This window comes from Enterobacter cloacae complex sp. 2015409 (genome assembly GCF_041365315.1).
Taxonomy (GTDB): domain Bacteria; phylum Pseudomonadota; class Gammaproteobacteria; order Enterobacterales; family Enterobacteriaceae; genus Enterobacter; species Enterobacter pseudoroggenkampii.
Genome location: NZ_JBFTVM010000001.1, coordinates 1,701,381 through 1,718,773, shown reverse-complemented (window position 1 = coordinate 1,718,773; position 17,393 = coordinate 1,701,381). Strand labels below are relative to the sequence as shown.

Below are 17,393 nucleotides of genomic sequence, written 5' to 3'. Positions count from 1 at the left end.
GGATGATGATGAATATAATGCGCACGGCAGCGTTCATCGCGGCAGTAATAAGCGGCAATGTTATTGCAGCGGATAGCGTTAACGTCAGCGTCGCCGGCAATATTATTGCCTCTCCCTGCGTATTCAATGGGGGCAATACCAGTCTGGATATTAACCTCGGCAATATTCAGGCATCCAATATGGCCACGCCGGGGTCGACATCCGATCCTGTGTTTTTTAGCCTGCCGTTTACCCAGTGTCCGGCAGGCACGCGCAGCGTTACGGTCTCCTTTACCGGCAACCCCGATCCCGTCTCGGGGGCGAGTTACTACATGAACAGCGGTTCGGCCACGAACGTCGCGATTGCGATGAGCGAGGCCGCAACCGGTGCGTTAAAGGGCACAGGGACAAGCATTACGCAGACTATTGCGTCAGACAGAACCGCGACGATGGTCATGCAGGCATCAGTCAAATCTGTCACCGGCGGTGCGACGCCGGGGAGCATCAGTGCCGTCGTGGTCATGACGATGCAATACAACTGATCGGCACGCGCGTTGGTTGTCCTTATTGATATGCAGATGTTGGTAATTGATATGTTGAATATCCTGATTAAAGAACCGGATTCTTTTTTTAAAAATGGCCTGCAATATTTTCTTGTGGATTTTTTCCTGCATAATTTCAGGCATCACATTCATTTTGACACTGAGCTTACTTATGACAGCGTCAGTGCCGCGGATATTATTATTCTCGCTCTATGCCCCGGGGAAACGCTGACCTGTGTTCCTGAATTGAAAGCGCGAAAAAAAGGGATTGTGATTGGGCTGGTGGACGATGAGCGGCGTTTTTCCGCTTTTACATCCTGTTTTCAGGATATCATTTTTATCTCCCGCCGCGCCCCGCTTGGTCAGGTTAGCGAGATGCTCTTTATTGCATGGTACCGTACGCAACTGCCGGGATATCGCTGGCAGCATAACGGCTGTTTCGAGTGCCGGCATAAAATACTTTCGCCGCAGCAGATCCGCGTCATGGTGAATTTTTACAGAGGATTCTCGGTAGGGCAGATTGCTGATGTACTCAGGACGAGTGATAAAACGATATTCACGCATAAGTATTTGCTGATGCAAAAATTCGATCTGCGCAGTGATTATGAGCTTATGGCGCTCATTCACAGGATGGTCGAAAAAAATGCCTACCCGAACAAATTGCGTGACCATCTGATCGGTTTCGACGGATGAGCGGAAGAGACGGTGGGACTGTAGTCGTTTAGTTGCCGGGTGGCAGTGACGCCACCCGACATTTCTTCAGACATTCACCGCACTAATCAGCCGCGACTTCATGGACTGATACGCCGACGCTGCAAAATCCTCCGCCCAGCGCTGGTCCTCAATCGCCTCCAGCTGCACCGCGCAGTACTTCGTTTCCGGCGTTTTGGAGATAGGGTCAAGGTTATCCTGGGTCAGCTCGTTGCAGGCGCCAATCCACCACTGATAGGTCATATAAACCGCGCCCTTGTTGATACGCTCGCTGATGCTGGCGCGGGTAATCACTTTACCGCGACGTGAACGTACCCAGACCAGTTGACCCTCCTTGATGCCCAGTTTTTCCGCATCGGCAGGGTGCATTTGCACCCGGCCCGGCTCGTCGGCCAGACTCTGCAGCGCAGCGCAGTTCCCGGTCATCGAACGGCAGGAGTAGTGTCCCACCTCGCGTACCGTACACAGCACCAGCGGGAAATCTTCATCCGGGGTTTCCGCCGGCGCGCGCCACGGTGCGGCAAAGAGCTGTCCTTTACCAGTTGGGGTATCGAACTGATTGTCTTTGTACAGGTAAGGCGTGCCCGGATGATCCAGCGTCGGGCACGGCCACTGCACGTGGCCCATCTCGCCCATTTTTTCATACGTCACGCCGAAGAAGAGCGGGCACAGCTCGCGCATCTCATCCCAGATCTGCTGGTCGGAGTCATAATGCATCGGGTAGCCCATCTCGGTGGCGAGCAGGCTGATGATCTCCCAGTCGCGCTTCACGTTGCCGCTGGCTTCGATGGCTTTGCCGAAACGCTGGAATCCGCGATCGGCACAGGTAAAGACGCCACCGTGTTCACCCCAGGAAGTGGCAGGGAGCAGAACGTCCGCCACTTCTGCCGTTTTGGTCATAAAGATGTCCTGAACCACAACAAAGTCGAGCGCCTCAAAACCGCTGCGAACGAGACCGAGGTCGGCCTCGGTCTGAAGCGGATCTTCCCCCATGATGTAGTAGGCCTTGACCTTGCCTTCCAGCGCCAGATGAGGCACCTCGGTAATGCGCGTCCCGACGCGATCGTCCATTTTATTGACGTCAATCCCCCAGGCGTCGGCGAACTTCTGCCTGACCGCCGGATCGGTCACATCCTGATAGCCGGGGAACATATTCGGCAGCACGCCCATGTCGCAGGCACCCTGGACGTTATTTTGACCGCGCACCGGCCCAACGCCGACGGCAGGGCGACCGAGATTACCGGTCAGCAGCGCCAGGCTGGAAAGCCCTCTGACCACATCCACAGCCTGACCAAACTGGGTCACGCCCATACCCCACATCACGGTGGCGGAAGGGGCCGCCGCGAAGGTGCGCATCGCCTGGCGAACGTCGCGGGCGGGAATGCCGGTAAGATGCTCAACCTTCTCCGGCGCATAGTCTTTCACCGTCTGCCGGTAGGCCTCAAGCCCCTCCGTAAAGCGCGCCACGTAGCTTTTGTCGTACAACTCCTCTTCCAGCAGCACGTAGCCGAAGGCGTTCACCAGCGCCATGTTGCTGCCGTTTTTCAGCTGCAGATGCTGGTCGGCGATACGCGCCGTTTCGATGCGCCGCGGATCGCAAACGATAATTTTCGCGCCGTTTTCACGCGCTTTCAGCACGCGCCGGGCGACGATAGGGTGGGAGTCCGCGCAGTTATAGCCAAACACCAGCAGACATTTTGAGTTTTCAATATCGTTGATGGAGTTGCTCATGGCGCCGTTGCCGAGCGTTTCCTGTAAACCGGCCACGGAAGGGCCATGACAGACGCGCGCGCAGCAGTCCACGTTGTTGGTGTTCAGCACCGCGCGGGCAAATTTTTGCATCACATAGTTTGTTTCATTGCCGGTTCCGCGGGAGGAGCCGGTGGTCATGATCGACCGGGGCCCGTGCTGCGCTTTAATGCTGCTGAGCCTGTGGGCGGTGTAGCGGATAGCCTCTTCCCAGGTAACGGGGGTGAAAGCCTCGCCTTTGTGGTAGCGGATCATCGGTTGAGTCAGGCGCGGGGTGAGCAGACGGGTATCGTTGAGGAAGTCCCAGCCGTAAAAGCCCTTCAGACACAGGGTGCCCTGGTTTGTGACGCCCTCTGCCGCTTCGGCACGGATGATACGGTTATTTTCAACGACAAGGTTTAATTTACAGCCTGCACCACAGTAGGGGCAGACGCTGGCGATCTTTTTCATCAATAACAGACCTGTTAAGAAATGAAGCAAAGTTGACTGGACAATCCAGTCCCGTAAACGGTGTTAAGCAGGAACCGTGCCAGGTTGGCTTTGCTGGTTTTACAGGGTGTTAAGCGGGAAAGACGCGTGTCATCGTCAGGCCGATCGTCAGTTTTGACGATGACACGTTAGGGGCGTGGCGAGCAGGAACTTAGAGATCGTCCATCGTGTAACCCACCACGATTTCCAGCGTCTTACGAATCACATCCGCCTGAACCACGTCGTTTGTGGCTTCCAGCGTCTGAATGAGCCAGAGGATGATCGCTTTATTGGACAGATGACCTTCGGAGGCCAGAACACAGCGTACTGCAGTAGAAAAAACAGCGGACTCTTCAGCAAAACGATCGCCTGCGTGACGGAAATATTCCGACAGCGCACTGTCTAAAAAAGCAGAATGGTATTCGGGTTGAAGCTGAATATTTTGTCTCATTTGTTCTCACCGTAGCTGTTAAATTGCAGTCAATGTATTTTTTTGGGGTCGGACGGTTTTCCACTTCCAAATAACGGCACTACATTGTCTCGGTTATCGTTGAGAGGTCCCTCTCTGTTCGTTCGTCCTTGCGCGGTTCTGCGACGTGTAAAGGCGATGCTGTTTGAGCCGATATCGGCAATCACCACCGCAAGTGTCTCCCGCCGCTGGGGATCCTTTTCATGCTCTTTCATTACCCGCAGACGCTGCAGCAATCCTTCGGTTGTCACTGGCCCCCGCTCTTTCAGAAGAGAAAGAACGGCTTCACCGATAAGCGTGTCGATCAGTCGGTCTGCGTCACTGCTATTCATCACGTTACCGTTCGAAGAGCAGACCAAGCAGCATGTGGTAATGCTCTTCCTCTTCCGGGCCATCGGCCTTTTCGAGGCGGCTGAGCAGTTTGGTACAGAGCGATTTGCGATTTAGGTTTCGCCCGTCGCTGAGAATTTCTACAACCACCTGGCCCAGCGTCTCCTGCTGGGTAGGGAGCGCGGCTTTTTCGAAGTACTGTGCGATTGCTGCTGCGGAATCTGTGGCGTAACCTTTCTGCTGCATGTTTCGCTCCTGTAAAATTTTGTAATCACTAACGTTACAATTAAGGTATACACAATTCCTAAATCTGTACATATAAAATGTACAGATTTTTAATGTTTTTATGATATATTTTATAAATTACTTTATTTTCATTGTGTTACTGGCTTGTCATGAATCGGTAATGTGACAGGATATATTGTACAAAAAGGTCGGGCGCTGGTAAGTTATACAATCGAGAAGAACGGTCCCATCAACTGCCGTAAATGATTGAGATGTAAATTATTTGTCAGGCAATTAATGTGCTATAAGTGAAAATTACCCACGTCTACTGTGGCCAAAACCCTAACCCCAGGAAAAGCATGCTCACAACCATCATTTACCGCAGTCATATCTGCGAGGACGTTCCGGTGAAAGCGCTGGAATCAATGGTCGCTGCTGCAAATCGTAAAAATCGGCAATCCAATGTCACGGGGATCTTGCTGTTTAACGGCACACACTTTTTTCAATTGCTTGAAGGGCCGGTGGAGCAGGTTTCTGCTATCTATGAGCAGATCTGCAACGACCCGCGCCACCATAACGTGGTCGAGTTAATGCGCGATCACGGCCCTGTCCGGCGTTTTGGCAACGTGGGCATGGAGCTTTTTGACTTGCGCCACTTCGACAGGGACGAGGTGCTGCAGCAGGTGCTCAATAAGGGGACGACACGCTACCAGTTGACCTATAACGACCGCCCGCTGCAGTTTTTCCGCACCTTTGTTGAGGCCACGGAAAAAGCGAACTATTTTGAACTGCCGCCTGCGGATTCCTGGGAATTCGTTCGCGAAGAAACGCGCCTGTCCGCGCAGCCTGAGGTGGTTGCGAAAGGGGCGGATTGCAGCTTTGCGTTCCAGCCGATAGTCGATCCGTTTATGCAGCAGGTTGTCTCCTGGGAGGCGCTTCTGCGCACTCCTGACGGTGACTCGCCGGGGGCCTATTTCGCCAGCCGCCCGCGTGACGAAGTGTACACGTCTGATTTGCAAAGCAAGCAGGTGGCACTTTCTATGGCCAGCGCGCTGGGGCTACAGGACCAGACGTTATCCCTGAACCTGCTGCCCATGACGCTGGTAAACATTCCTAACGCCGTGGATTTCCTGCTCACCGCGATTGAAGCTAATGGGTTTGTGCCCGAGCAAATTGTGGTGGAGTTCACCGAGAGCGAAGCTATATCTCGTTTTGATGAATTCACGGATTCGGTCAGGCAGCTAAAAAGTGCGGGTATCAGCGTGACGATCGATCACTTTGGTGCCGGTTTTGCCGGGCTGCAGCTGCTGGCCCAGTTCCAGCCGGACAGAATTAAGATTAATCGCGATTTGGTCGCGAACGTGCATAAAAGTGGCCCTCGTCAGGCCATTATTCAGGCGATTATCAAATGCTGTTCCTCGCTTGAGATCCAGTTCTGCGCGGTGGGCGTAGAGAAGGCGGAAGAGTGGATGTGGCTGGAGTCCGCGGGGATTTCCCAGTTCCAGGGACATCTTTTTGCCAGCCCAAGACACGGGGGTATTCCCGCGATTGCGTGGCCGGAGAAAAAGTTCGACTTCGGATAAAGCTGTACACAATCCGGCAGACTTAACTGTACGAACGGCAAATTTTATACAACAATGTATTAACAGGTGGATGGAAAAGAACCCCGTTCGCCCGTTCAAAATGCGGTCTTAGTTATACAAATGATGTGTACAATCTGATAAGGTTGGTGCAGTTAGGTATGGAAGTTCTGAGCGTGAGGGAGTTAATGGCCTATTACAGTATCGGCGAAGTGGCCGAACGATGCGGTATCAACCCCGTTACGCTGCGTGCCTGGCAGCGCCGTTATGGATTATTGAAGCCGCAGCGCAGCGAAGGGGGCCATCGTCAGTTTGACGATGAAGATATCCTGCGCATTGAAGAGATCAAACGCCTGATGAAAAGCGGCGTTTCGGTCGGAAAAGTTAAAGCCTTGCTGGAAAACAAGGAAGTGCTGACGCAGGGCAACTGGGTCTCGTTCCAGGAAGAGATGATGACCGTTCTGCGCTACGCCAGTCCTGCAAAGCTGCGGGCCAAAATAGGTGAATTCCGCCGCGATCACGCGATGGATGCGCTGATTGACAATATTATCTCTCCCGTCCGTCAGCGTATGAACCAGGATCAAAATACCGTGCGTCACATGGCGAGCCTGTTTGACGGCGTACTGATCGAATTTGCGATTGCAAGCCTGGCGGAGTCCCGCAAAAAAGCCGGAAAAGACGCGCTCCTGATTGGCTGGGAATGTGATGATCGCACCCACCTGTGGCTGGAAGCCGCGCGCCTGTCGCAAAAGGGCTGGCACATTGACGTGCTGGCAGAGCCCATTGACTCGCCGCGTCCTGAACTCTTCCCGGGGCAAAAAATCTTTGTCTGGACGGGGAAATCCCCAACGCCTCGCCAGCAGGAACAGCTTGACCACTGGCGTGAGCAGGGGTTTGCTGTCTCATTTCATCACTGAGTGTAAGAGGCCTTGAGGGCCTTTTTTTGTCTTTGTCACTTTCCTTGCAAAAAGCTATCTTAAGAATAGGCATTATTCCTGCGGATGAGATTTACCCGGCTAATTTTAAACGGCATCTGCTTTTTTCTGGGGGCTTTGCTGTCGGCAACTTGTTCAACAGGGGACGGTGTCCCCTTATTAATACTCAGCGAGTATGGCGCTCATTCCATGCATCTGAAAATTGAATATTACCGTCAAGAATTCTCCATGTGATTTTTTCATATTGAATACTGACACTTTCTATGTGATTCATTTTATCGTTCCCCGCCAGCTTAATATTCGGAACGCTACAGTGGACGCCAGTTAATTTCACATTCTCCATAAGAACGGTGTAGTAGCAAACCTCCTGACCTGCATCATTGATGTGATAAAACCTTATTTCTGCGCTTTTCAGCGTCTGCCCAGTTGCTGCAGCCTTGTAAAGATATGGCGTAGAGCTATCAACTTCTTTCTCGATCATCATGGATGAGTGCTGGCGGGTGCCGGTGATTTTGCCGTTTGCGCTGTCAACGGGTAAATTTATACCGTGGCTCAGACCGATAATTTCAATACTACCTTCACGATCTTGTACATCAACAGATCCTTTGATATCTGCACCGCCATCGTCTTTAAGCCACATATAGGGAGGTATAGGCATTTTATTGTCTCCTTAATTTTTTGATTAACTTCATTGTTAAAATATAGAGAGGGGTAGCGATAATTAGCATTGTAAGCCAGTCAATAAGTGAATAGGCATCATACATTGATTCTGCATTTTCATTTCCGGCGATAATGATTGCTGTTGTTCTGGCTACATCATAGTTAATATATAACTCCGGGCCTGGTAGCATATGACCAAGAGCGAGTAATAAAATGAGAACGTAAATAATTTTACTTGCCCTACGAGCAAGGTTTGTTAATGTAGCCACCCGCTACTACCTCCACCCATCCTCGCGCCATGAGTGACCGCATGCATGGAACCTGAATAAGCGATGTACTCATTAGCGCGTTATGAATCATCATCCCCTGTAACGCCATATGCCACCTTACTTCCTTTGCAAGAGTGTGGTTAATGCTACAGTGATTAATAATGTGTTCCAGAGTGTGCGTATGATTTTCAGAAAAAGACTCGCATCAACAGGTTGTCTACTGCTGAGGAGCGCTTGCTGGCCGGGCACCTGAAGCCCTGGCCTTCTTTTAGTGCGCCAAATCGCATCTGTTAGACTGAGTTCACGACAATCAAAGAGGCTATCTCAAAAATAGGCATTTCCGATGCATATTTTACTTTTCTCCTCTCCGTCAAAAATGACACAACGAAATGCATTATTAATCAATGCATTGAACAATTAAATCCATCCTGCCTGCATCCTGCCACAGGGTCTATGCTTAATAAAAGTAGGCAAAAAGGGCGGTTTAACCGAATGCCCCTGCTGACAGAGGGTTGAAGTGATAATCGTTATCACTAACATGGTGTTATGCCCTGATGGCTTATCAGATGAGGTGGACCTATGGAACTGCATTCAGAAACCTTTAATCCAGCCGATTTTGCCTGGCGCGGGTTAACGCTCACGCCAGCGGCGGCGGCACATATTCACGAGCTGGTGGCGAAAAAGCCCGAGATCCTCGGCGTGCGTTTAGGCGTCAAACAGACCGGCTGCGCGGGTTTTGGCTACGTGCTCGATACTGTCACCGAACCCGAGAAAGATGACCTGGTATTCGAGACCGACGGCGCGAAACTGTACGTCGCGCTGCAGGCCATGCCGTTTATTGACGGCACCGAAGTGGACTACGTCCGCGAAGGCTTAAACCAGTTATTCAAATTTCATAACCCGAAAGCCCAGAACGAATGCGGCTGCGGCGAAAGCTTTGGGGTATAGGCGGAACTATGTCTCGTAATACTGAAGCAACGAGTGAAGTAAATACCTGGAGCGGCGGGCACCTCAACTATAAAGAGGGGTTCTTCACCCAGCTGCAGACCGATGAGCTGGCAAAAGGCATCAATGAAGATGTCGTGCGGGCGATCTCTGCGAAACGTAACGAGCCGGAGTGGATGCTGGAGTTTCGCCTGAGCGCCTTCCGCGCCTGGCTGGAAATGGAAGAGCCGCACTGGCTGAAAGCGCATTATGACAAGCTGAACTATCAGGATTACAGCTACTACTCTGCGCCCTCCTGCGGCAGCTGTGACGACACCTGCGCCTCGCAGCCCGGCGCGGTGCAGCAAACCGGCGCGGAGAACAGCTTCCTCAGCAAAGAGGTGGAAGAAGCCTTTAATCAGCTAGGCGTGCCTGTGCGCGAAGGGAAAGAGGTGGCGGTGGATGCCATTTTCGACTCCGTCTCGGTGGCAACCACCTACCGAGAGAAGCTGGCAGAGCAGGGGATCATTTTCTGCTCCTTCGGCGAAGCGATTCACGATCATCCGGAGCTGGTGAAAAAGTACATTGGGACTGTGGTGCCCTCTAACGACAACTTCTTTGCGGCGCTCAACGCGGCGGTAGCCTCGGACGGCACCTTTATCTATGTGCCGAAAGGCGTGCGCTGTCCGATGGAGCTTTCCACCTATTTCCGCATCAATGCCGAAAAAACCGGCCAGTTCGAACGCACGATTCTGGTCGCAGATGAAGGCAGCTACGTCAGCTATATAGAAGGGTGCTCCGCCCCGGTCCGCGACAGCTATCAGCTGCACGCGGCGGTGGTGGAGGTCATCATCCACAAAGATGCCGAGGTGAAATACTCCACGGTGCAAAACTGGTTCCCGGGCGACGGCAATACCGGCGGTATTCTGAACTTCGTCACCAAGCGCGCGCTCTGTGAAGGCGAAAACAGCAAGATGTCGTGGACCCAGTCCGAAACCGGCTCGGCCATCACCTGGAAATACCCGAGCTGCATTCTGCGCGGGGATAACTCCATCGGCGAGTTTTACTCGGTGGCGCTCACCAGCGGCCATCAGCAGGCCGATACCGGCACCAAGATGATCCACATTGGTAAAAACACCAAATCGACCATTATCTCGAAAGGCATCTCCGCCGGTCACAGCCAGAACAGCTATCGCGGGCTGGTGAAAATCATGCCGACGGCCACCAATGCGCGAAACTTCACCCAGTGTGACTCGATGCTGATTGGCGCAGATTGCGGGGCGCATACCTTCCCGTACGTCGAATGCCGTAATAACACGGCCCAGCTTGAACACGAGGCGACCACGTCGCGGATAGGAGAAGATCAGCTCTTCTACTGCCTGCAGCGCGGGATCAGCGAAGAAGACGCCATCTCGATGATCGTTAACGGCTTCTGTAAGGATGTGTTCTCTGAACTGCCGCTGGAATTTGCCGTTGAAGCCCAGAAACTCCTCGCCATTAGTCTTGAACACAGCGTCGGTTAAGGAAAGCACATGTTAAGCATTAAAGATTTACAGGTCAGCGTAGAAGACAAAGCCATCCTGCGTGGCCTCAATTTTGACGTCAAGCCGGGGGAAGTCCACGCCATCATGGGGCCGAACGGTTCCGGGAAAAGTACGCTTTCTGCGACGCTGGCGGGGCGCGAAGATTATGAGGTGACCCACGGCTCGGTCGAGTTTAACGGCAAAGATCTGCTGGAGATGTCGCCGGAAGACCGTGCGGGCGAGGGCATCTTTATGGCCTTCCAGTACCCGGTCGAAATTCCGGGCGTCAGCAACCAGTTCTTCCTGCAGACGGCGCTGAATGCGGTGCGTAAGTATCGCGGGCTGGAGGCGCTGGACCGCTTCGACTTCCAGGATCTGATGGAAGAGAAGATTAAGCTGCTGAAAATGCCGGAAGATCTGCTGACCCGCTCGGTGAACGTTGGTTTTTCCGGCGGTGAGAAAAAGCGTAACGATATTCTGCAGATGGCGGTTCTGGAACCCGAGCTGTGCATTCTGGATGAGACCGACTCCGGTCTGGACATCGATGCCCTGAAGATTGTCGCTGACGGAGTGAACTCCCTGCGCGACGGCAAGCGCTCGTTTATTATCGTCACCCACTACCAGCGCATTCTGGACTACATCAAGCCGGATTACGTCCACGTGCTTTACCAGGGACGTATTGTGAAATCCGGTGATTTCACGCTGGTTAAACAACTGGAGGAGCAGGGTTATGGCTGGCTTACCGAACAGCAGTAATGCGCTCCAGCAGTGGCACCGGCTGTTTGAAGCCCAGGGGGGCACGCGCTCCGAGCAGGCGCAGCAGCATCTCCAGCAAATGCTGCGTCTCGGGTTGCCGACGCGTAAGCACGAGAACTGGAAATACACCCCGCTTGAGGGTCTGCTGAACGCCGAGTTTGTGACTCGTCTGGCGGATCTCACCCCAGTACAGCGCGACGCGCTGGCCTTGCGTGTCGATGCCCTGCGCCTGGTGTTCGTCGACGGTCAGTTCCGTCCGGAACTGAGCGACACGGTTCAGGAGAGCGGCTTTGAGATTGAGATAAACGACGATCGCCAGCGCCTGAGCGCCCCGGTTCAGCCTGAGGTCTTCCTGCACCTGACCGAGAGTCTGGCCCGCAGCGTGACGCACATCCGCGTGAAGCGTAACCAGCGTCCGGCAAAACCGCTGCTGCTGATGCACATCACTCAGGGGCTGAACGGCGATGAAATCAATACCGCGCACTATCGCCACCATCTGGAGCTGGCGGAGGGGGCGGAGGCCACGGTCATCGAACATTACGTCAGCCTCAATGAGACGCGTCACTTTACCGGATCGCGTCTGACGATGAATGTTGCCGCGAATGCGCAGCTTCATCATGTCAAGCTGGCGTTTGAGAATGCGCAGAGCCACCACTTTGCCCATAACGACATTGTCCTTGGCCAGGATGCCGCGGCGTACAGCCACAGCTTCCTGCTCGGCGGGGCGGTGCTGCGCCACAACACCAGCACGCAGCTTAACGGTGAAAACACCACGCTGCGCATCAACAGCCTGGCGATGCCGGTTAAATCGGAAGTGTGCGACACGCGCACCTGGCTGGAGCACAACAAAGGCTACTGCAACAGCCGCCAGCTGCACAAAACCATCGTCAGTGATAAAGGCCGCGCGGTGTTTAACGGACTGATTAACGTGGCGCAGCACGCCATTAAAACCGACGGGCAGATGACCAACAATAATCTGCTGTTAGGCCGCCTTGCGGAAGTGGACACTAAACCGCAGCTGGAGATCTACGCCGACGACGTCAAATGCAGCCACGGTGCGACGGTCGGGCGAATCGACGACGAGCAGATGTTCTACCTGCGCTCGCGCGGCATCGACCAGCAGGCGGCGCAGAAAATGATTATCTACGCGTTTGCCGCCGAACTGACGGAAGCGCTGCACGATGGTCAGTTAAAACTGCAGGTGCTGGATCGGATCGGTCAGCGCCTGCCTGGAGGCGAAGCATGAGTTTTCCCGTCGAGAAAGTACGGGCAGATTTCCCGGTTCTGACCCGTGAAGTAAACGGTCTGCCGCTGGCCTATCTGGACAGCGCGGCCAGCGCACAGAAGCCGAATCAGGTGGTGGATGCGGAAGCCGAGTTTTATCGCCACGGCTATGCCGCCGTGCATCGCGGTATTCATACCCTGAGCGCCGAGGCGACCCAGCGAATGGAAAACGTGCGTACGCAGCTGGCCGCCTTCCTTAACGCCCGCTCGCCGGAAGAACTGGTCTTCGTGCGCGGAACCACCGAAGGGATTAACCTTGTCGCTAACAGCTGGGGCAACGCTCAGGTTCACGCGGGGGATAACATCATCATCACCCAGATGGAGCACCACGCCAATATCGTGCCGTGGCAGATGCTCTGCGAGCGCGTGGGTGCGCAACTGCGGGTGATCCCGTTAAATGCCGACGGGACGCTGCAGCTCGAGCAGCTAGACGCATTGCTTGACGATAAAACGCGGCTGGTGGCGGTCACCCAGGTCTCCAACGTGCTGGGGACGGAAAACCCGGTGGCAGATATCGTCGAAAAGGCCCATCAGGCAGGTGCAAAGGTGCTGATTGACGGTGCCCAGGCGGTGATGCATCACGCGGTTGACGTCCAGGCGCTGGACTGCGATTTCTACGTCTTTTCAGGCCACAAGCTCTACGGGCCGACCGGGATTGGCGTGCTGTATGTGAAAGAAGAGATCCTGCAGGCGATGCCGCCGTGGGAAGGGGGCGGGTCGATGATCGCCACCGTCAGCCTGACGGAAGGCACCACCTATGCGCGCGCGCCGTGGCGTTTTGAGGCGGGCACGCCCAACACCGGTGGGATTATCGGTTTAGGAGCGGCGATTTCTTATGTCTCCTCAATCGGCCTTGATAGCATTCAGGAGTACGAACAGCTGCTGATGCACTATGCGCTTGAGGAGCTTGCCGGCGTGCCGGATCTGACCCTCTACGGGCCTGCCGACCGGCAAGGGGTGATCGCGTTCAATCTCGGGAAACATCACGCCTATGACGTGGGCAGTTTCCTCGATAACTACGGCGTGGCGGTCCGTACCGGGCACCACTGCGCCATGCCGCTGATGGCGTTTTACCAGGTACCGGCAATGTGCCGCGCGTCGCTGGTGATGTACAACACAACGGAAGAGGTCGACAGGCTGGTGGCGGGGCTTAAGCGCATTCATCAGCTGCTGGGCTAACGGAGAGGCGAAAGATGGCAGAACTGCCGGACAAAGATAAACTGCTGCGTAACTTCTCGCGTTGCGCAAACTGGGAAGAGAAGTATCTCTATATCATTGAGCTGGGACAGCGCTTGCCGCCGCTCAGCGAAGAGGCGCATACCCCGGAGAACAGTATTCAGGGCTGTCAGAGCCAGGTGTGGATTGTGATGGCGCAGTCGGATGACGGCACTGTCGAACTGCACGGCGACAGCGATGCGGCCATTGTAAAAGGGCTTATTGCGGTCGTCTTTATTCTTTATCACCGGATGTCGGCGCAGGATATTGTCGCGTTTGATGTCCGCCCGTGGTTTGAAAAAATGGCCCTGACCCAACACCTCACCCCGTCTCGTTCCCAGGGACTGGAAGCGATGATTCGCGCCATCCGCGCCAAAGCTGCAATCCTTAGCTAGACTTACAGAACAGCATTCATTCTGTTTCGCGAGGTGGTTCCCGCCTCGCTGGTTTTTCAGCTTTCTGGCGTTCTGTCAGTGAATAAGGAATCTCAGCATGAAGCGCGCGTCTCTAATAACTCTATTACTCCTCAGTTCGCTCGGCGCCCTTAATTCGGCCCGCGCGATGGACTATCCGTTGCCGCCCGCAGGCAGTCGTCTGATTGGGCAAAATCAAACCTACACGATACAGGAAGGGGATAATAAGCTGCAGACCATCGCCCGTCGGTTTAATACGGCGGCACAGGTGATCCTGGAAACGAACAATACCATTGCGCCGGTAAACCCTGCGCCGGGAACCGTGATTACCATCCCGTCGCAGATGCTGCTGCCGGACACGCCGCGCGAGGGCATTGTGGTGAACCTCGCAGAGCTTCGGCTCTACTACTTCCCGCCGGGAGAAAACATCGTTCAGGTCTTCCCGCTCGGCATCGGACAGCTGGGGCTGGAAACGCCGGTCACGACCACGCGCGTGAGCCAGAAAATCCCTAATCCTACCTGGACACCTACGCCGGGCATCAGAGCACGCTCTCTGGAGCAGGGAATTAAATTACCTCCGGTGGTACCTGCCGGGCCCAATAACCCCCTGGGACGCTTCGCACTGCGTTTAGGCGTGGGCAATGGGGAATATCTCATCCACGGCACCAGCGCACCGGACAGCGTCGGCCTGCGGGTCAGCTCCGGCTGTATGCGGATGAATGCCCCGGACATCAAAGCCCTGTTCGAACAGGTGCGGGTGGGCACGCGGGTACAGATTATCAATGAACCCGTTAAGTTCTCTGTGGAGCCGGATGGTAAACGCTATATTGAAGTCCACCGCCCGCTGGCGCAGGCTGAGGGAGAAAACCCGCAGGTCTCGCCCATTACCCATTCCGCAGACTTTGCCACCTTTGTTTCTCAGGCGGGAAGCGACAAGGCGCTGATTGATAAAGCCCTGTCACGCCGTGCCGGGATCCCGGTTATCGTGTCGTCAGGCAGCGGCCCGTCAGCCAGCAATAGCGTGTTGTCGGTGCAGAACAGTCGGATGTCCGCAGCGGTAGCGGAAGATGAAGGGGAGAAGGTGACGCAGTAGTGGTTTGACGCAGGCAAAAAAAATGGCGCACAATGTGCGCCATTTTATTAACAGGTACTATTACTTACGGTATTTAGTAGCCTGGTTGTCCAGACGCTGGTTAGCGCGAGCTGCGTCGTCTTTAGCAGCCTGAACGTCGGAACGCATTGCGTTCACGTCGTTGCTCAGCTGGTCAACTTTAGCGTTCAGAGTCTGAACGTCAGAAGACAGCTGATCGATTTTAGCGTTGCTGGAGCAACCAGCCAGCAGAGTAGAACCCAGGATTACCGCGCCCAGTACCAGTTTAGTACGATTCATTATTAATACCCTCTAGATTGAGTTAATCTCCATGTAGCGTTACAAGTATTACACAAAGTTTTTTGGGTTGAGAATATTTTTTTGATGGGAATACACCTATTTTTGATCGTTCGCTCAAAGAAGCATCGAATCAGCCCTTTTCGGGCAAAAATCTAAGTAAAAAAAGGCATTTATCATCGGATTCATCTTAGATAATTCGCAATTAAATAGAAAAACCCGATTTGCAATTTGAATGACTTTGGCTAATGCGAGGAATAAAAAAAGCGCCCGGCGGGCGCTTTTTATCAAAATTAATTCGTTCGGAAATTATTACAGCACGTGAACAGATGCGGTATTGGTGGTGCCGCTTGGTACCAGCGCACCAGAAACCATGACCACAACGTCACCTTTCTGTGCCAGACCACGATCCACCAGCTCCAGCGCCACTTCTTTACCCAGACGGTAGAAATCATCCGTAGACGCGATCTCTTTCACCAGGTGAGGGATCACGCCTTTGCTCAGCACCAGCTGACGGGCAGTGGTTTCGTTAGTGGTCAGAGCCAGGATAGTCGCATCCGGGAAGTATTTACGCACCGCGCGAGCAGATTTACCGCCCTGGGTGGCAACCACGATCAGTGGCGCTTCCAGTTTCTCAGCCGTTTCTACTGCACCGCGGCATACTGCTTCGGTGATGCGCAGCTTGCGGCTGTCGTTGTTGTAGTCCAGACGGCTTTTCATTACGCGGTCGGTACGTTCGCAGATGGTGGCCATGATGGACACCGCTTCCAGCGGATATTTACCTTTCGCGGATTCGCCGGACAGCATAACGGCATCAGTACCGTCGAGGATGGCGTTTGCCACGTCGCCTGCTTCAGCGCGGGTTGGGCGTGGGTTTTTGATCATGGAGTCCAGCATCTGCGTTGCGGTGATAACCACTTTACGCGCGCGCACGCATTTCTCGATCATCATCTTCTGCGCGAAGATCACTTCTTCGACCGGGATTTCTACGCCCAGGTCGCCACGTGCAACCATGATGCCGTCAGACGCTTCGAGGATTTCGTCGAAGTTGTTCAGGCCTTCCTGGTTTTCAATTTTGGAGATGATCTGGATCTTCTCGCCGCCGTGGGCTTTCAGGTGCTCACGAATTTCAACCACGTCGGAGCGCTTACGGATGAAGGAGGCAGCAACGAAGTCAACGCCTTGCTCGCAACCGAAGATCAGGTCCTGTTTGTCTTTTTCAGCCAGGGCTGGCAGTGCGATAGAGACACCCGGCAGGTTAACGCCTTTGTTTTCGCCCAGGTCGCCGTTGTTCAGCACTTTACAGATAACCTTGTTACCTTCGATCGCGGTGACTTCCATACCGATCAGACCATCGTCTACCAGCACGGTGTTACCGACGGACAGATCGCTGGTGAAGCCTTCGTAGGTCACTGCAACGATTTCGCTGTTGCCGACAACGGATTTGTCGGTGGTGAAGGTGAAGGTCTGGCCCGCTTTCAGAGAGACGTCGTTACCGCCTTCCAGTTTGATGGTACGGATTTCTGGACCTTTGGTATCCAGCAGGATCGCGGCTTTTTTACCGGTCTTGCTCATTACGTTGCGCAAGTTCTGGATACGCTGACCGTGTTCTGCGTAATCGCCGTGGGAGAAGTTCAGACGCATCACGTTCATGCCGGCGTCCAGCATTTTGGTCAGCATCTCTTCAGATTCGGTTTTCGGGCCGATAGTACAAACAATTTTCGTCTTTTTCATGACAGTCTTAGTCTTTAAGTTGGGAAGGATATGGAAATCTCGCTCCGGGGGCGCACCGCCGCGGAGTCAAACCTGTGTTGCAAAAGAGTATATGACACGCACTAAGGATAGGAGACATCAAATGAGCGTGCAGAAGAAAGTGTGCCTGAGTGACAGCCCAACGAAGGAGTGGAGAAGTTGTACGTTGTTTTTTGTATTCCAAGCGCTGAAACCATTCACCAGGGATTTGGCGCGCATTAT

The 17,393-nt window shown here is 53.9% G+C and carries 19 protein-coding genes; 11 read left to right on the top strand and 8 right to left on the bottom strand.

Annotated elements, in window-relative coordinates:
* Positions 1-2 precede the first annotated feature (2 nt).
* Positions 3-521 (top strand): fimbrial protein, encoded by a 519-nt coding sequence (locus tag ACDO57_RS08350; RefSeq protein WP_370883836.1) that lies wholly within the window; start codon positions 3-5, stop codon positions 519-521.
* 51 nt (positions 522-572) lie between these two features.
* Positions 573-1,214 (top strand): helix-turn-helix transcriptional regulator, encoded by a 642-nt coding sequence (locus ACDO57_RS08345; RefSeq protein ID WP_370884120.1) that lies wholly within the window; start codon positions 573-575, stop codon positions 1,212-1,214.
* A gap of 66 nt (positions 1,215-1,280) precedes the next feature.
* Here ACDO57_RS08345 and fdhF read toward each other — a convergent pair whose 3' ends face one another.
* The 4 genes from fdhF to ycgZ all read right to left on the bottom strand — a co-directional run bounded on the left by fdhF (position 1,281) and on the right by ycgZ (position 4,494).
* A complete protein-coding gene (gene fdhF, locus ACDO57_RS08340; RefSeq protein ID WP_370883835.1) occupies positions 1,281-3,431 on the bottom strand; it encodes a formate dehydrogenase subunit alpha in 2,151 nt (716 codons plus the stop codon).
* A gap of 190 nt (positions 3,432-3,621) precedes the next feature.
* Positions 3,622-3,900: a biofilm development regulator YmgB/AriR family protein gene (locus ACDO57_RS08335; RefSeq protein ID WP_023617825.1), complete on the bottom strand. Its 279-nt coding sequence runs from the start codon at positions 3,898-3,900 to the stop codon at positions 3,622-3,624.
* A 29-nt stretch (positions 3,901-3,929) separates the two neighbouring features.
* The gene (locus ACDO57_RS08330; RefSeq protein ID WP_048991559.1) at positions 3,930-4,250 is read right to left on the bottom strand and encodes a hypothetical protein; all 321 of its coding nucleotides are present in this window, start codon (positions 4,248-4,250) and stop codon (positions 3,930-3,932) included.
* Positions 4,251-4,254: 4 nt separating this feature from the next.
* On the bottom strand, positions 4,255-4,494 hold the full coding sequence (ycgZ, locus tag ACDO57_RS08325) for a regulatory protein YcgZ (RefSeq protein WP_024909397.1): 240 nt from the start codon (positions 4,492-4,494) through the stop codon (positions 4,255-4,257).
* Between the two features lie 338 nt (positions 4,495-4,832).
* Between ycgZ and ACDO57_RS08320 the strand changes: the two genes are divergently transcribed.
* Both ACDO57_RS08320 and ACDO57_RS08315 read left to right on the top strand, forming a co-directional pair.
* Positions 4,833-6,056: a diguanylate phosphodiesterase gene (locus ACDO57_RS08320; protein ID WP_032650987.1), complete on the top strand. Its 1,224-nt coding sequence runs from the start codon at positions 4,833-4,835 to the stop codon at positions 6,054-6,056.
* A 185-nt stretch (positions 6,057-6,241) separates the two neighbouring features.
* On the top strand, positions 6,242-6,970 hold the full coding sequence (locus tag ACDO57_RS08315) for a MerR family transcriptional regulator (protein ID WP_032650989.1): 729 nt from the start codon (positions 6,242-6,244) through the stop codon (positions 6,968-6,970).
* 184 nt (positions 6,971-7,154) lie between these two features.
* Here the strand turns inward: ACDO57_RS08315 and ACDO57_RS08310 are convergent, their stop codons facing one another.
* Entirely contained in the window at positions 7,155-7,646 is a 492-nt protein-coding gene (locus ACDO57_RS08310; protein ID WP_048991558.1) for a type VI secretion system tube protein TssD, read from the bottom strand.
* Between the two features lies 1 nt (position 7,647).
* Complete coding sequence (locus ACDO57_RS08305) at positions 7,648-7,917, bottom strand: hypothetical protein (protein ID WP_267216636.1); 270 nt, start codon at positions 7,915-7,917, stop codon at positions 7,648-7,650.
* A 579-nt stretch (positions 7,918-8,496) separates the two neighbouring features.
* On the opposite strand from ACDO57_RS08305, the gene sufA reads away from it, so the two are divergent.
* The 7 genes from sufA to ACDO57_RS08270 all read left to right on the top strand — a co-directional run bounded on the left by sufA (position 8,497) and on the right by ACDO57_RS08270 (position 15,125).
* The gene (gene sufA / locus ACDO57_RS08300) at positions 8,497-8,865 is read left to right on the top strand and encodes a Fe-S cluster assembly scaffold SufA (RefSeq protein ID WP_008500631.1); all 369 of its coding nucleotides are present in this window, start codon (positions 8,497-8,499) and stop codon (positions 8,863-8,865) included.
* Between the two features lie 8 nt (positions 8,866-8,873).
* Positions 8,874-10,364: a Fe-S cluster assembly protein SufB gene (gene sufB / locus ACDO57_RS08295; RefSeq protein ID WP_024909392.1), complete on the top strand. Its 1,491-nt coding sequence runs from the start codon at positions 8,874-8,876 to the stop codon at positions 10,362-10,364.
* A 9-nt stretch (positions 10,365-10,373) separates the two neighbouring features.
* Positions 10,374-11,120 carry a Fe-S cluster assembly ATPase SufC gene (gene sufC / locus ACDO57_RS08290; protein WP_014831592.1) on the top strand — a complete coding sequence of 249 codons (747 nt, stop codon included), beginning with the start codon at positions 10,374-10,376 and terminating at the stop codon, positions 11,118-11,120.
* Positions 11,095-12,366 carry a Fe-S cluster assembly protein SufD gene (gene sufD / locus ACDO57_RS08285; RefSeq protein ID WP_090417266.1) on the top strand — a complete coding sequence of 424 codons (1,272 nt, stop codon included), beginning with the start codon at positions 11,095-11,097 and terminating at the stop codon, positions 12,364-12,366. The genes sufC and sufD overlap by 26 nt, the downstream gene beginning before the upstream one ends.
* Positions 12,363-13,583 (top strand): cysteine desulfurase SufS, encoded by a 1,221-nt coding sequence (gene sufS, locus ACDO57_RS08280; protein ID WP_248272187.1) that lies wholly within the window; start codon positions 12,363-12,365, stop codon positions 13,581-13,583. Before sufD ends, sufS begins: the two co-directional genes overlap by 4 nt.
* A 14-nt stretch (positions 13,584-13,597) precedes the next feature.
* Positions 13,598-14,014 (top strand): cysteine desulfuration protein SufE, encoded by a 417-nt coding sequence (sufE, locus tag ACDO57_RS08275; protein ID WP_048991554.1) that lies wholly within the window; start codon positions 13,598-13,600, stop codon positions 14,012-14,014.
* 97 nt (positions 14,015-14,111) lie between these two features.
* Complete coding sequence (locus ACDO57_RS08270; RefSeq protein WP_090417262.1) at positions 14,112-15,125, top strand: L,D-transpeptidase family protein; 1,014 nt, start codon at positions 14,112-14,114, stop codon at positions 15,123-15,125.
* 60 nt (positions 15,126-15,185) lie between these two features.
* On the opposite strand, the gene lpp is transcribed toward ACDO57_RS08270, so the two are convergent.
* On the bottom strand, positions 15,186-15,422 hold the full coding sequence (lpp, locus tag ACDO57_RS08265; RefSeq protein ID WP_001082307.1) for a murein lipoprotein Lpp: 237 nt from the start codon (positions 15,420-15,422) through the stop codon (positions 15,186-15,188).
* 309 nt (positions 15,423-15,731) lie between these two features.
* Positions 15,732-17,153, bottom strand: coding sequence for a pyruvate kinase PykF (gene pykF / locus ACDO57_RS08260; RefSeq protein ID WP_023335415.1), 1,422 nt, complete (start codon positions 17,151-17,153; stop codon positions 15,732-15,734).
* Positions 17,154-17,393: the final 240 nt, after the last annotated feature.

Bases quoted from the DNA above. Each gene is read 5' to 3' on its own strand.
- ACDO57_RS08335 (WP_023617825.1), bottom strand. From the start codon at position 3,900: ATGAGACAAAATATTCAGCTTCAACCCGAATACCATTCTGCTTTTTTA.
- ACDO57_RS08315 (WP_032650989.1), top strand. From the start codon at position 6,242: ATGGCCTATTACAGTATCGGCGAAGTGGCCGAACGATGCGGTATCAAC.
- sufS (WP_248272187.1), top strand. From the start codon at position 12,363: ATGAGTTTTCCCGTCGAGAAAGTACGGGCAGATTTCCCGGTTCTGACC.
- pykF (WP_023335415.1), bottom strand. From the start codon at position 17,153: ATGAAAAAGACGAAAATTGTTTGTACTATCGGCCCGAAAACCGAATCT.
- fdhF (WP_370883835.1), bottom strand. From the start codon at position 3,431: ATGAAAAAGATCGCCAGCGTCTGCCCCTACTGTGGTGCAGGCTGTAAA.
- sufD (WP_090417266.1), top strand. From the start codon at position 11,095: ATGGCTGGCTTACCGAACAGCAGTAATGCGCTCCAGCAGTGGCACCGG.
- ACDO57_RS08270 (WP_090417262.1), top strand. From the start codon at position 14,112: ATGAAGCGCGCGTCTCTAATAACTCTATTACTCCTCAGTTCGCTCGGC.
- ACDO57_RS08345 (WP_370884120.1), top strand. From the start codon at position 573: ATGTTGAATATCCTGATTAAAGAACCGGATTCTTTTTTTAAAAATGGC.
- ACDO57_RS08350 (WP_370883836.1), top strand. From the start codon at position 3: ATGATGATGAATATAATGCGCACGGCAGCGTTCATCGCGGCAGTAATA.
- sufE (WP_048991554.1), top strand. From the start codon at position 13,598: ATGGCAGAACTGCCGGACAAAGATAAACTGCTGCGTAACTTCTCGCGT.
- ACDO57_RS08320 (WP_032650987.1), top strand. From the start codon at position 4,833: ATGCTCACAACCATCATTTACCGCAGTCATATCTGCGAGGACGTTCCG.
- ycgZ (WP_024909397.1), bottom strand. From the start codon at position 4,494: ATGCAGCAGAAAGGTTACGCCACAGATTCCGCAGCAGCAATCGCACAG.
- sufA (WP_008500631.1), top strand. From the start codon at position 8,497: ATGGAACTGCATTCAGAAACCTTTAATCCAGCCGATTTTGCCTGGCGC.
- sufC (WP_014831592.1), top strand. From the start codon at position 10,374: ATGTTAAGCATTAAAGATTTACAGGTCAGCGTAGAAGACAAAGCCATC.
- ACDO57_RS08330 (WP_048991559.1), bottom strand. From the start codon at position 4,250: ATGAATAGCAGTGACGCAGACCGACTGATCGACACGCTTATCGGTGAA.
- ACDO57_RS08310 (WP_048991558.1), bottom strand. From the start codon at position 7,646: ATGCCTATACCTCCCTATATGTGGCTTAAAGACGATGGCGGTGCAGAT.
- lpp (WP_001082307.1), bottom strand. From the start codon at position 15,422: ATGAATCGTACTAAACTGGTACTGGGCGCGGTAATCCTGGGTTCTACT.
- sufB (WP_024909392.1), top strand. From the start codon at position 8,874: ATGTCTCGTAATACTGAAGCAACGAGTGAAGTAAATACCTGGAGCGGC.